This window comes from Paenibacillus spongiae (assembly GCF_024734895.1).
GTDB lineage: Bacteria > Bacillota > Bacilli > Paenibacillales > Paenibacillaceae > Paenibacillus_Z > Paenibacillus_Z spongiae.
In genome coordinates this window covers 7518790-7532467 of sequence record NZ_CP091430.1, presented here as the reverse complement: position 1 = coordinate 7532467, position 13678 = coordinate 7518790, and the positions used below count along the sequence as shown (strand labels likewise).

General features: G+C 49.1%; 10 protein-coding genes. 3 read left to right on the top strand and 7 right to left on the bottom strand.

Annotated features, from left to right (window positions below):
- Positions 1-7: 7 nt before the first annotated feature.
- The 4 genes from L1F29_RS33755 to L1F29_RS33740 all read right to left on the bottom strand — a co-directional run bounded on the left by L1F29_RS33755 (position 8) and on the right by L1F29_RS33740 (position 3494).
- On the bottom strand, positions 8-949 hold the full coding sequence (locus tag L1F29_RS33755; protein ID WP_258386325.1) for a hypothetical protein: 942 nt from the start codon (positions 947-949) through the stop codon (positions 8-10).
- A 417-nt stretch (positions 950-1366) separates the two neighbouring features.
- Positions 1367-1993, bottom strand: a complete 627-nt coding sequence (locus L1F29_RS33750; RefSeq protein WP_258386324.1) for a GNAT family N-acetyltransferase — start codon at positions 1991-1993, stop codon at positions 1367-1369.
- Positions 1990-2781 (bottom strand): MerR family transcriptional regulator, encoded by a 792-nt coding sequence (locus L1F29_RS33745; RefSeq protein ID WP_258386323.1) that lies wholly within the window; start codon positions 2779-2781, stop codon positions 1990-1992. The genes L1F29_RS33750 and L1F29_RS33745 overlap by 4 nt, the downstream gene beginning before the upstream one ends.
- 176 nt (positions 2782-2957) lie before the next feature.
- On the bottom strand, positions 2958-3494 hold the full coding sequence (locus L1F29_RS33740) for a hypothetical protein (RefSeq protein ID WP_258386322.1): 537 nt from the start codon (positions 3492-3494) through the stop codon (positions 2958-2960).
- Between the two features lie 118 nt (positions 3495-3612).
- On the opposite strand from L1F29_RS33740, the gene L1F29_RS33735 reads away from it, so the two are divergent.
- Positions 3613-4077 (top strand): MarR family winged helix-turn-helix transcriptional regulator, encoded by a 465-nt coding sequence (locus tag L1F29_RS33735; protein ID WP_258386321.1) that lies wholly within the window; start codon positions 3613-3615, stop codon positions 4075-4077.
- A gap of 142 nt (positions 4078-4219) precedes the next feature.
- Here L1F29_RS33735 and L1F29_RS33730 read toward each other — a convergent pair whose 3' ends face one another.
- Positions 4220-5785: an FMN-binding glutamate synthase family protein gene (locus L1F29_RS33730; RefSeq protein ID WP_258389899.1), complete on the bottom strand. Its 1566-nt coding sequence runs from the start codon at positions 5783-5785 to the stop codon at positions 4220-4222.
- A gap of 616 nt (positions 5786-6401) precedes the next feature.
- On the opposite strand from L1F29_RS33730, the gene L1F29_RS33725 reads away from it, so the two are divergent.
- Positions 6402-7901: a malate:quinone oxidoreductase gene (locus L1F29_RS33725; RefSeq protein ID WP_258386320.1), complete on the top strand. Its 1500-nt coding sequence runs from the start codon at positions 6402-6404 to the stop codon at positions 7899-7901.
- 354 nt (positions 7902-8255) lie between these two features.
- Positions 8256-9167: a DMT family transporter gene (locus L1F29_RS33720; protein ID WP_258386319.1), complete on the top strand. Its 912-nt coding sequence runs from the start codon at positions 8256-8258 to the stop codon at positions 9165-9167.
- Positions 9168-9369: 202 nt separating this feature from the next.
- Here L1F29_RS33720 and L1F29_RS33715 read toward each other — a convergent pair whose 3' ends face one another.
- Positions 9370-10353: a GNAT family N-acetyltransferase gene (locus L1F29_RS33715; RefSeq protein WP_258386318.1), complete on the bottom strand. Its 984-nt coding sequence runs from the start codon at positions 10351-10353 to the stop codon at positions 9370-9372.
- Positions 10354-10520: 167 nt separating this feature from the next.
- On the bottom strand, positions 10521-13610 hold the full coding sequence (locus L1F29_RS33710; protein ID WP_258386317.1) for a hybrid sensor histidine kinase/response regulator: 3090 nt from the start codon (positions 13608-13610) through the stop codon (positions 10521-10523).
- Positions 13611-13678 lie beyond the last annotated feature (68 nt).

Sequence of the window (13678 nt, the reverse complement as noted above, 5' to 3'; positions counted from 1 at the left end):
ACTCCTTTTATGTAAAATCGTCTTCTTCCTCGAGCAAATAAGCCGGTTCTTCCAAATAAACTCTGCTTTTCGGCGTAGCCTTCGCATCGGTTGGAAGCAGCGCCATATGACCGCGGTTAACGAGCCAACTGCAGGCCATCTCCAGAGTGCCCGTATCAAGCCGGACGACCGACCCCAGCTTATCGGCCATTTCGGAGATCGAGCGGACATCCTTCTCCTGCTTCAGGTAATCGAGGATCGGACGGAACAGGTCCAGCTCCCGTTCTTGCATAAACCGAACGATTCGGTCGAGTGCCGATTGGACCTTCGCCTTATCCAGAGAACCGCCAACCAGCCCGACGTAGACGTCCCGAAAGAAATCCGGATTGAACGTCATCGCCTGCTGCACGGATTCGCGCATTGGAACCTCGCCGTTGCGAATCACTTCGATTTGCGCCAGCGTATCGATCATTTTGATCATCCAAAATGCGCTGTACAGCTCGTCTTCCTTGATGTACAGCCATTTCTCCGCTTTGGCGAGTCCGCCGAGCGCAAAACAGCCAAGCTGCAAAAGCTGGAGCTGCCGGTCGCGCTCGCCGATATAGCGGATATTCGCAAAGTATTGTTCCAGCGACTTATCCTTCGTGAACAGCAGCGTTCCCCGCAGCAGATAGGAATGATCGAAAGAGGTGGACACCGATTTCTCCACCCACCGTTTGAATTCATCGCGTGTCTGGATGCTTGCATTAATCGTGATACCGTTTTCAACAAAGCACATAAAGTGCTTGATCAGCTTCTGATCGTGCACGATCAGCTTCATATCGATATCGGATTTCTCCCACACCTGGTCGTAAGATAGACTGCCAAGCAATATGGCTGCAATGATCTGATCATCGTTCCGAGTCTTCTCCACAAATGACTGCAAAGCCTCTGTGTACATGGCATTGATTGTGGAGTTATCCATTCTCATTAAAAATCACTCCTATCCATAATGTAGTTGGTTTCCGCCAATACCTAATTTCTGTTCCGTTTGTTATCTTCTTCGAACTATTAAGGATCGTTGCTTCCTAATTTGTTTCTGCGAAAAGATAATTCCACAATTTTTCCATGATCTGTATCTTTGTGTATTCGCTAAATCCATTGAAGTATCCTGCTATTTAACTGAGAATAAGCTTCCTCGGTTAAGGAGGTATGTTTTTGTCTCATGTCGGATAAAGAACGTGGGTTCTTGTCATGGACTGTTATCGGGGAAGAGGCAGCCGGTTAATGCCGGCTGCCTCTATGTGGTCTGTATAAAGCTATAAGTGTCCCGTTAGCATTAAATTAATCGTACGTGTCAATGAGTTAATGAATCGTTGTCTTTTTCGCAGAGAGACCCGCTAAGCTGCTATTTCAATCTCAGGACCATATAATTCCACTTCCGTTCTCTGAAAAAGATATGCCGCGCTAAACTGCTTCTTTGGAACTTAGTATGAAACGATAACTGCTCATAGAGATGCCGAGCACGTTCGTTATGGCCTGAGACGAACAAGCTTAGTACATCCAGGTGAGGCTCGGCTTGCACGTATTGCTTCGCCCATTGGAGCAGATTCGTTCCAACTCCGATACCTCGATGGTCCGAATGGACGACAAGGTCCGCAATATAGCATTCTCCTGCCTGAGGCTTGTGCTCTAAGAAATGCAAACCGAGCATCATTTTCATAAGGTTCCACTTACCGAACCTGTTGAAGCTCTTCCATGAAAGAGGTTTCCGCTTTAGCTCGGGATCGGAATCGCCTTTCCATTGAATGGACATCGTTCCTACAACAATTCCCTCCAGTAAGACGACCATCCTGCGGCCAAAGGGTTCGTGGGGATAGTGATCCAACAGTTTTTCGAAAAAAAGAGCGAGATCGTCATCCTTCATATTCGTCAGCGATTGAAATTTCCCGCGAAACCCTTGGACAAGCAGCCGGCTGACCTGCGCATTATATTTCATCTGCATCTGCTCGATCGTTAAGGGCGCCGCGCTCATGGTCGAGCCCCCTTTCCGGAATGTTCGTCCGGTTCGATCAAGGCTTGCAGCTCGTAATGCAGCTTGTCTGGGGTAAATAAGGATAGATAAGATCTTTCAATGAGAATGAGGGGGCCGATTAGGGCAAACGATTGCGCAGCAGCATAGTCGTAGAACTGTTCGATCGCTTGTTCAAGCTCATCTTCTTCATGAATCAGTCTTAGGACAGCTAGATATTCACCTTCAGGCAGAGAATAGTCGCCTGGCGCTTGCGTTTCCAAGTATAAAGTAAGTGTACCCGAACCATCCTCTATGCAGTGAATATCGGATTCGAACAAGTCCGGGACGAGTCCCGCCCGTTCAACCAGCCCCCTGGCATTAAGCTTCGAACCGGACTCCATTTCCATCCAACGCGTCAAATAAGCGGTGTCCCGCCGCTTCACCCGGTAGTGCTCGGACTGCGGGCTAACGTTCGGTTGTTTTTGTAAAATTTTGTTCATGAACTGCCTCAGCTCTTGAAGGCGAAGCAGCTCCGTATCGATCTCTAACAACGAACGATGAAGAAGCTGTCCCAATTGATCCGCTGAATAGGAGGTGATGCACTCCTTGATGGACTGGACGGGCACCCCCAGCTTGCGAAGCAGCAGAATATGCGCTAAACGGTAAACTTGATCCATACCGTACATTCGATACTGGTTGCGATCCACGTAAGCCGGTTGAAGAATTCCCTTCTCTTCAAAATAACGAATTTGGTGTACGGACACGTTCATTAGCTTGGCTAATTCGCTAATCGTGATTTCGCTCTTCATAGGCGTTACTCCTTAGGCTGTTGTCGGTATAACACCACTATAAACCTTGGGTCAGACCTAAGGTCAAGCGGTAATGCGAATCAACAGGGCACGCGGCTGGCGGTTGGCTGATGTTTCACCGAATGGAAAATCATATCGGCGCGGTTGACGGACAACGATATTGGATTCGGCTCACATTATGAGGAGGTTTGGTTTGAAGGCTGGGGGAGTCGTTTGCTCAAGCGCTTTCCCCAAGGTTTTTTTACGGAGATGAAAATCACGGCTAATAACAAGGTCAATTGACACGCGCCGAAAACAAGAAGCATCAGTCGGTCATGAATATAATTGGCGTTATTTAGGGAATCCAGACGCTCCAGCGCCGTAATTTGAATGGCATCCTGGACCCATATATTTAAAACCCCACCAGAAAGGATCAGAACAAAAGCGATGATTTCCTTGGATATAATCCAATAATACTTTGTTAGTCCCCAATTCGTACGGACGGATAAAACGATGCCTGTAACGACAACTCCCAATGCTCCGGGAATAATGAGAGCAAGATCAAAAATGTGCATAAACGAATGGGCGGAATAAAGAAACTCTGGATTGGTAGTAAAAAAGACAATTAAGATCAAAACCAACTGGGTAAAAGCACTTCCGATCCACATCGCTGTAAAAAGGAGATGGAAAATTAACCACCCATTTTTTTGATTCAGGGACATCTTTTTCAACAACCTGCACGCTCCTTTCATCTTTACACTGAAATAGTTATAATGATAAGTGAATAATTTATCTCCCGTGATAATTGATTTATCTCGTGAGATAAGATAATTATATATGGAGGGGTTCCGTGTGTCAATTGAGCATAGGGGGAGCTTGCTGCAAATTTTTAATGAACAACTACGGCTTTTCAGCACCGATACCATCCTGTTTCACCAAACCGTAGCCGAACAATTGGGATTGAATTCGACCGATCACAAATGTCTGGATATTATGATGGAGAATCATTCCATGACAGCCGGAAAGCTTTCAGAGCTAACCGGGCTTACCACGGGGACGATAACGGGGGTAATCGACAGGCTTGAAAAAGTAGGGTACGTTATTCGTGAAAAGGATCCCGGAGATCGCAGAAAAGTGATTATCCAAGTAAATAAAGAAAAAGCTGAGAAGGATATCATGAAGCATCTACAGTCTTTTGGACAGTCCATACACGCAATGTTCGAACAATATAATGATGAACAAATTCAGTTTCTCATTGATTTTGTGGAAAGAAACCGAGATATTCTAAGAAATGAAAGGAAGAAGCTTAAAGAGTGAGAGAAAAGAAATAGTATTACGTCATTACCAGGAGTTGTCGCGCGGCGACAAGCTCCTTCTTACGTTTCGCCGATATCCCCCTTTAAGCTGAACCGTCACACAAGGGCAGTCGGCCGGAAACATCTTCCTAAGTCATAAGAAGTCAGCGGTCAGGGTAAGGAAATATATCAATGATCCGTATGGAGCGGCCACTTTCGCTCGTTAACACCACATGCTCGCGACTCAACCCCCGTGGGCTCTCTAGGCCACATGCCGCCGCCAGCGAAAACACGCCTTCCCTCAATTGCAAAATGTAATTCATCACACGCCACTGCTTTTCCTCTGGTGCCAGTGCGGCTTGGAATTTGTCATCCGTCGTCGTAATTCCAGTCGGACATCTGCCAGTATGACACTGCATCGCCATAATACACCCATTTGCCAACATAAATCCGCGCGCCGAATTGACGCAGTCGGCGCCTAGCGCAAGGGCAATGGTCACTTTGTCAGGAGTGATGAGTTTGCCCGAAGCGAAAATTTTGAAGCGGTTCCGCACGCCGAACTTTCGCGCCGTATCATCGAGGATCAGCAGTGCAGGATAAAGCGGCAGCCCCATACCGTCCGCCATCGCCTTAAATGCAGCACCGGATCCTCCTTCCGAACCGTCCACAGTTATAAAATCAGGGTAGATCTCCATATCGACCATGGCCTGGAAAAACGGGTCGAGCCGCTGGGGATCACCCACGACAATCTTGATTCCGACCGGCTTGCCACCTGCTTCCTGCAAGGTTTGCACAAAGCGAAGTGTTTCTTCTGGACTCGTCAAAAATTCGAAGCGATTCGGTGAATTGACCGTCTTGCCTACCTGCACCTTGCGAGCGGCAGCTATTTTTTCGGTTACTTTCTTGCCCTCCAGATGTCCACCGCGTATTTTGGCTCCCTGTGCGAACTTTAGCTCAAACGCCTTAATATTGGGGTTGCTTGCTTTTTGTTTATACTCCTCAATGGAAAAATGGCCTGTATCATCGCGAAAGCCAAACATCCCCGGACCGATTTGCGAGACGATATCAACTCCCGTGGCCAGATGCACATCGGCAACGCCTCCTTCACCCGTGTTGATCCAGGAACCACCGGCCATATATGCACCACTGCCCGTCGACTGGATATAGTGCTCGCCGACAGACCCGTAAGAGGTTGCGGAAGCGCCGAACATGCCTTTGAGCCGCCATGGGTGCCTGCGGTTTTCCCCGACCACAATGATATCGTCATCGTGCAGCAGCCATCGCTTGATGTTTTGGTCAATCATTTTTTCCTGTCGCGAAAAGAGACCTTCCCTTGTTATCTCATACTTTTTGCCAGGGACGAGTTCATCGTTATCGACTTTGAGCTCGCTCAACAATTTGGGGAACATTGAATTGGACAAAAAATAGCCAGGCTTCTCAAAGTCACGTTTGCCCCCAAACGCAATGATATCCGTCCGGTATTTTGCGGCATATACGACGCCAATAAAATCGTCCCGCGAAAACGGCTTCCCTTCCGTATCGCTATCGAACCAATATTGGCGAAATTCCGGACCGATTTTTTCAAGAAAATAACGTACCCAGCCGAGAAACGGATACGAACGGATAATCGAGTGCTTGGGGCTCTTCGATAAGATGTACATGTAGCTCAAGAAAATAACAGGCGGCAGAACAACGATCACCAGCAAAATGACAAGCAGGACAGTATTCATACAAAGATCGTCCTTCCGAATGGAATTGTTAGCATTAACAGGTGTATAGCCCTTTTTTGAAGTATTCCAAGTTTGCATTATGCCCATTTTCAGGCATCCATTATAAGTATTCCCTTCAATCACAAAGTTGTATTACGATGAGTATAAAAAAAGTAAACTGCCCGAATTTCAAGGTCGCCATTGTAGAAAGTTCTGACATCGTACTACACGATGTCCAAGGGGCACTAGATTCGATGACTTCTGTTAAGTATAACGACCAGCAGGCGCAGCCAAGGAACACGAAGGGCGGTTATTCACTGGAAATGGCAAACCAAAGCCACAGCCCTTGCAAGCAGCCGGGTTAAGGCTTTGGTTTTTTGTATTCCTTGGTTTTAGTAGACAGTTTCTCGCTTCCTAGCTGCAAGAATATGTCATCACTGAAATTTACCAGCTTTTAAATAACAACTAACTATCTTATAATAGTAAGTATCTTAATCTATCATCATAGTGATACACTATGATCAGATATATACTGACCAGAAAAGGTGCGTAATTAGAACGCGCCCTGCTTGTTGTGGAGCCTTAGCAGGAGCGGCTGCATCTTTTCTTCAAATAATAGCGTGTAAGGACGGTAAAAATGAGTAACAGACAAACCAAAGCAGACGTTATCTTAATTGGTGCCGGAATCATGAGTGCGACTTTAGGTTCAATGCTGAAAGAATTAGTACCAGAATGGGAAATTACAGTGTTTGAGAAGCTTGCAAACGCGGGAGAGGAAAGCTCTAACGAATGGAATAATGCGGGAACGGGGCATGCCGCACTGTGCGAGCTTAACTACACAAGCGAAAAGCCGGACGGATCGATAGATATTAGTAAAGCTGTGAAAATTAATGAACAGTTTCAGGATTCCATGCAGTTTTGGTCTTATCTTGTAAACAGCAAGCTGATCCGTAATCCGCAGGACTTTATTATGCCACTGCCTCATATGAGTTTAGTACAAGGGGAACAAAATGTATCGTTTTTGAAAAAACGTTTTGAAGCCTTGTCAAACAATCCCTTGTTCCAAGGAATGGAATTTTCCGATAACCCGAGAAAACTGATGGAATGGATTCCGCTTATTATGCAAGACCGTACGGCAAATGAAGCTATTGCGGCAACAAAAATCGACTCTGGGACGGATGTCAACTTTGGCGCTTTAACGCGCATGTTGTTTGACCACTTAAAGAGCAAAAACGTCGATATAAAATACAAACATAGTGTGGATAATATTAATCGTACTAGCGACGGCTCGTGGGAATTGAAAGTGCGCAATGCGGATAACGGCAGCGTCGAGCGCCATACGGCAAAATTCGTCTTTATCGGAGGCGGAGGCGGAAGCCTGCATTTACTGCAAAAATCGGGTATTCCTGAAGGGAAGCATATCGGCGGATTCCCAGTAAGCGGAATATTCATGGTTTGTAATAATCCGGATATTGTAGCGCAGCATCATGCCAAAGTATACGGCAAAGCTAAGGTCGGCGCTCCTCCAATGTCTGTTCCGCATCTTGACACAAGATTTATCGATAATAAAAAATCATTACTCTTTGGTCCGTTTGCCGGTTTCTCACCCAAGTTTTTAAAAACCGGTTCAATGTTTGATTTGGTAACTTCCGTAAAACCGCATAATGTCTTAACGATGTTGGCGGCAGGCGCAAAAGAGATGTCATTGACAAAATACCTGATCCAGCAAGTAATGTTATCGAAAGAACAGCGCATGGAAGAGTTACGCGAGTTTATCCCGAGCGCGAAGAGCGAGGATTGGGGTTTAGTCGTAGCGGGCCAGCGTGTACAAGTTATCAAAGATACTGCTGCCGGCAAAGGAACGCTTCAATTTGGTACGGAAGTGATTACTGCCGCTGATGGATCGATTGCCGCATTGCTCGGCGCATCTCCGGGTGCTTCTACCGCCGTTTCCGTCATGCTTGAGGTTATAAATAAATGCTTCCCGCAGCATATTAAAGCGTGGGAACCGAAAATAAAAGAAATGATTCCTTCTTATGGCGTGTCACTATTGAAAAACCCGGAGCTTATCCGTGAAATTCATAATTCAACAGGGCGGACGCTTGGCCTGAGACGAGAACCTCAACCCGTCTTGTAAACCATACAAAAAAATGAAATTGAGTGAAGCGGCCTTCGTCCTGAATCCCATGGGACTGAGGCCGTTTAGTTTTGCCTGCAATCTTTCGTAATGTGGTCAAAGGGGCATTGTCGTAATGGCAAGCGAATTCCCATGCCATTCTATCACAAAGAATGTTTGAATTTACCGAATAAACAAAGTCTGTTAATCTAGTATCATTACGAGCATGGTTGTCCCAAGCCGCGAAATGATGGATGCTGGCGCGAGCAGCAGCTTGGCAAGTCATCGATTCGAAAGAGATTTCCCAGATCTAGTGGCTGTTAGAGAGGGAATCTCTTTTTTGTTTGAATCTATCTTAGAAGAAGGTGCACGTTCGTGAGTTATCTGCTAATCCTGCTGGCGACATTAGCGTGGAGCTTTGTCGGGGTTCTTGTCAAAACAGCGTCGACGATGGTGGACAGCGCTATCATTTCGTTCGCTCGGTTTTTTTTCGGCGTGATCTGTTTGGCCATCTATCTGTTTATTCGCGACGGTAACATTCGAATCCGCTTGGGGATGAAATGGATCTGGATAGGCGCAATTGCGAAAGCAGTTAATTATGTATTTGAAAATATAGCTTTAAAGATAGGATACTCCTACGGTAATATTCTCGTTCAGCCTGTTCAGACCGTCGTCCTTTTATTTGCTGCAGGACTGCTGTTCAAGGAGAAAATATCGATGCGCGGCTGGATTTCCGCAGCGTTATGCGTCGCGGGCGTCATCGTTATCGGTTGGAACGGTACGCCGCTAGAGGAGCTTGTTCATGGAAGCGGGTTAACGACCCTATTGTTCACGCTTTCCGGTATCGGTGCTGCGGTGCACGTATTAAGCCAGCGGATGCTTCTGGAAACAATAGACAACGGGAACATGAATCTGTCTATATTCTTACTGAGTGCATTAATGGTCGCCGTTCCGATTCCGATCCAATCTCACGGTTTCATCGGTCCGATAACGTTGTGGGCGTGGGGGGCTTTGATATTGCTTGGCGTGATTACGGGACTCAGCTTTTTCTGGTTTGCGGAAGGAATCAAACGGGTACCCTTTGCCGTCGTCGCGATTGCGGGCAACTGTACCGTCCTTTTTACGATATTGTGGTCCTATTTATTTTTCCGCGACCCCATCACCATTTACCTTATTAGCGGTACACTTATATTCGTAACGGGGATCTTACTGTTGAATTTTACGATACCACGCCAAGCCGCCATGAAGACGCCGGTCTACGAGCGTAGTAATCCCATAGATCAATAAGGTTACTTCAATCACAGCAGTATCGAAGAAAGCCCGGAGAGTGTTGTGGGGGATGCGAGATTGAGGTCCGTGCATGGAAGGTCGTTCAGGAACAGGAGGATTATTCATGTACAGGAGCGTATTTATGCAGCGTGAAATGTATGAAATGAAATAGGCACCCGCAGAGGGTGCCTTTGTTGAGCGCGCAGCGAGAACGAGCGGCTTAAAGCTCGCGAACCATCTTGTAATTCCCCGGTTCCGCCCGAAATCCGAGCAGATCGCGGTTGATATGCAGCATGGGCCCGTTCTTCGAATCGTTGTGCGTTCTCAAATAGGGGGCTCCGCTGGCAAGCGCGGATCGAACGCCGAGCAGCTTCAAGGCGAGCGCGATCCGGCGTCCGCGGTACTCCGGCAATACGCCGGTATACTCATGATACATGGCATTCGTTTGATCATTATGCTGCAGCGTGACGACGCCGACATATCGGTCTCCATCTTTGGCGATATGTATCCATTCCGGACGGACGCCCGGCAGGTCGATGCTCCATTTTTTCCATTCCTCGAACCAGGGGTAATCGCCGGAGTAGCCCGGAATATCGGCATTCGTGACTTTATACAGCTCATGCAGCTTTCTTTCGTTCGCTTCGCCGGGTTCATCCGCCAGCGTAACGAAACGGATGCCGCTCCGCTCCGCTTCTCCGATGGATGCGCCCAGTTCCTCGTCGAGTTCGAGCGATCCCAAATCCAGAACGGATTCGAAGGCGTGGCGTTCCTTCACGTAGCCGCGGCGTTCCGCAAAAGCGAGCGACCCGTCATCCGATTCCCGCATATAATCGATCAGACGCGAGGCTTTGACTTCCATCGCCCACTCCAGAAGCGCAGCATACAAAGCTCCGCCTATTCCGCTGCCTCGGACTTCCGGGTGAACGACAAGCGTATGGCTCAATGAACCGGCCTCCGTCCAGGGGGCTCTCCATGCGATCGCGTAAGCGACGACTTGACCGTTCCCGTCTTCCGCGACCCATTTGGGACGATCCCACCCCATGAGCTTGCCGTCTTCATTATAATGAAGCTGTCCCGGAGGAATCTTGTCCTCATCCTCCTGAAGCCGCTCGGCTGTCGTCGGCTCCGACCAGATCAGATTGAGCAGCGGCGCTACGGCCGCATAATCGTCCGGGTGACGCAGCTTGCGAATCGTGTATTTCATAGCTCTCCGACACCTCCGTCCTATGTTCCCTCCATCATTATCGCATGCGCCTTCGCCCGGTTCACGGTACAGTTTGGTTATAATCGACAAATCTGCGGAACGAGCAAAAAGGCACCCCTAGGGGTACCCAGAATTTTGTGGTATAAAGGATCGTTGAACTTTACAATCTACGATAATACTTCTGCCTTCGCAATCGTAAACGAGACGGACGTCCCCGAGCCCAATCTGCTGTCGATTGTCAGGCCGCTGCCGCTGAACTGCTTTATCCGCCGATGCGTATTCAGCAGCCCAATTCCCGTGCGTCCGTCCGGCTGTCTGTCCAGGATGTGCTTGAGGGCTTCTTCATCGATGCCCACGCCGTTATCGGACACGCAGATCTCGACAGACCGGCCGAGGTCGGCAATTCGAATACGGACTTCCCCGCCCGCGTTCCGCTTCAATACGCCATGCGTAACCGCATTCTCGACAAGCGGCTGGATGGTCAATGGAGGAATGGAGATGCTCACGCCATCGTCGACCTCCCATACGACCTGAAGCCTGTCCTCGAACCGCTTTTTTTGGATATACAAGTAGGAGCGAATGAGCTTAATCTCGCGGTCAAGCGGCACGGCCTGATCGGAATTCTGAAAATCGATGCCGAGCCTGAAATAATTGCTCAGCTCTTCGATGAGATCATCCATTTTGTCTGTATCGATCCTGCTGAGAGCGGATACCGCATTAAAGGTGTTGATCAGGAAATGGGGCTTGATTTGAGCCTGCAGCAATGCTGCTTCCATCCGCAATCGTTCATTCACCGAATGCTTCAGATTCGTGAGCGATCTGACCCTGGACCTCAGCTCGGTTGCATTCACCGGCTTGGTGACGTAGTCATTGGCGCCGGAGCGAAATCCCGCCTCAATGTCCTTATCCTGGCTGCTCGCCGTCAAGAGAAGCACGGGAAGCTCCGCGATAGAATAACGCTCGCGAATGCGCGCAGTCAGCTCATATCCGGACATGACGGGCATGGTCACATCGGCAATGATCAAATCCCAACTCCCGGATTCCAGCAGCCGGAGTGCTTCCTTGCCGTTAATTGCCGTGAATACTTCATACGATACATCCGTGAAAATTGTTCGCAGCACATTCAGATTGACCGGATCGTCATCGACCGCTAACAATCGAACCCGGTCCGGCGATGAGTGATATATGGGTGCAGCGTTTGGCATTATCGGGGTACCGGGAGCTTCCTCGAACCCGGTATCGGCCGCCGCTATTAGCGGTGACGCCAACTCGCCGACAGCCCCGGCCGCGATAAGCTTCAATGTGAAGGTGAATACCGAACCTTCATTCGGCTTTGAATAAACCTCCAGCGCTCCTCCATGCATCTCGACAAGCTTCTTGCAGATGCTGAGCCCCAGACCGAATCCGCCTTTGAGCGAAGCCAAGTCCGACGAGACCTGCTCGTACGGCTCGAAAATGCGGTTTAGCGTCTCCGGGGCCATCCCGATGCCCGTATCGGCAACGGATATGCTTGCCCATCCGTCCTGAATGCCGGCCTGTACGGATACCTCGCCGGCATGGGAGTATTTCACCGCGTTGTGCAGGAGATTGAACAGGACTTGATTCAGTCTGTTCTCGTCGGCATGCACAAGCGGGAACCCGACCGGCACCCGGTTGATCAGCCGGATCGGCTTGCCTTCCGTCATGAAGCGAAGGGTATCGATGACGCTTGAGGCTGCGCCATGCACGGATACGCCCGCAAGGTTCAGGCTGATCCGGTTTTCTTTCAACCGCGCCATATCCAGCAGATCGTTCAGCATATAGGACATCCGGCGGCCGACCTTGACAAGCAGCTGCAGGTCCTGGGCGCTAGATATTCCGAGCTGGTTCCGCTCTCTCTCGGACACCGCCTGCGAGATGTTAATCATGCCGTGCAGCGGATTGCGCAGTTCATGGGCGACGGTAGACAAGAAATCATCTTTCTGCTTATCCGCTTGTTGAAGCGTCTCCGCCAGCGAATGGGCCTCCTCCGACATTCGGAAGTAGCGCTTGAACCAAAACGCCGAGAAGCAAATCATCCCGATCGTGAGATCGAACGGATAGGAGATCATATCGATCTGGACGATATTGATTACGATGAGCCAGATCATACTGTTGAATGCCGCTATAGCAGCCAGCAGTAAGTAGATGTTATCCGCGTCGATTCGAGATGCTGACCTATACATGACAACCGACGTCAATAGGCAAGGGATGAACGTCAGAACGAATAACAATCCTAGCAGCGTCAGCACGGCGGGTAGAGGCAGCAGCACTACCGTTAGAAAGGCAATGCCGCATAACACCTCATAAGCTTTTGAAGCCCGGCCCTGCAGCATTGGCGGAAGCTTGTCCTTTATTAACCGATGCAGAAAGTATCCGCCGGTAAGCATAACGAGATAGATGGATTTTGAGCCCCATTCGAACGTGAATGGAACCCATGTAAACAATAACCGTTCTCCGTCCCACAGCGTCGCGAAAATAACGCATAGAATCATCAGGGAGTAGTAGATCAGTCTCCTGTCCCGGCCTCCCACCAGATATAATACAAAGCCGTACAGAACGTGAATCGCATAAGCGACGCAAGCGACCCAGGCCATATCCTCGGCAAAGCTGAGGTCCTTCCTCAGCGTGCTCTCCAGTCCGAATTTTAACGGACGGACCATCCCGCCATTAAGAATATCCTCGAAATTCGAAGCTTGGATGACGAGTTCAATCTCGCTCTTGTCCTCCAAGGTAAAATAAACCGTATACGGAATATCCAGCGGCGTGTAACGGTCCTTGTTCCCAGCCGGTTGGCCGGAACGGCCGAGCAGCTGTCCGTTAACATAAACCTCCGAAGAGCTCCTTATCGTCGGGATGTGAATGCCGTAAGACCGTCCTTTGCCCGGATCGACCAGAATTCGCAAGCGGTATGTGCCGAATCCATACTTGCTGCCGCCATGCGGCTGATCACCATCAAATTTCCAGCTGCCGGGAACTTGAATCCATCTGCCCGAAGAGTGGATATCGGCGGGGGGTGCCCCGCTCTGAAATTGGAACGTACCGGGGGAGAACTCCCATTCGCCGCGCAGCGGGAGGGAATGATCGGTTAGCGGATCCCAATGCCGCAAGTCTAATACGCCATCACTCGCAACCGGATAGTCGGTAACCGAGTTATATTGCAGCCACAGCAGACGGAACCCCGTCAACACGGCCAGAAACAATGCTGTAATTATCCATATTTTCCTTTTCGTCATCATACCCTACATTTCGACATCATTTGCGGAATACCTTTTAAGGCCGGGAGGGCGGTTTGATGTTCCTTCGA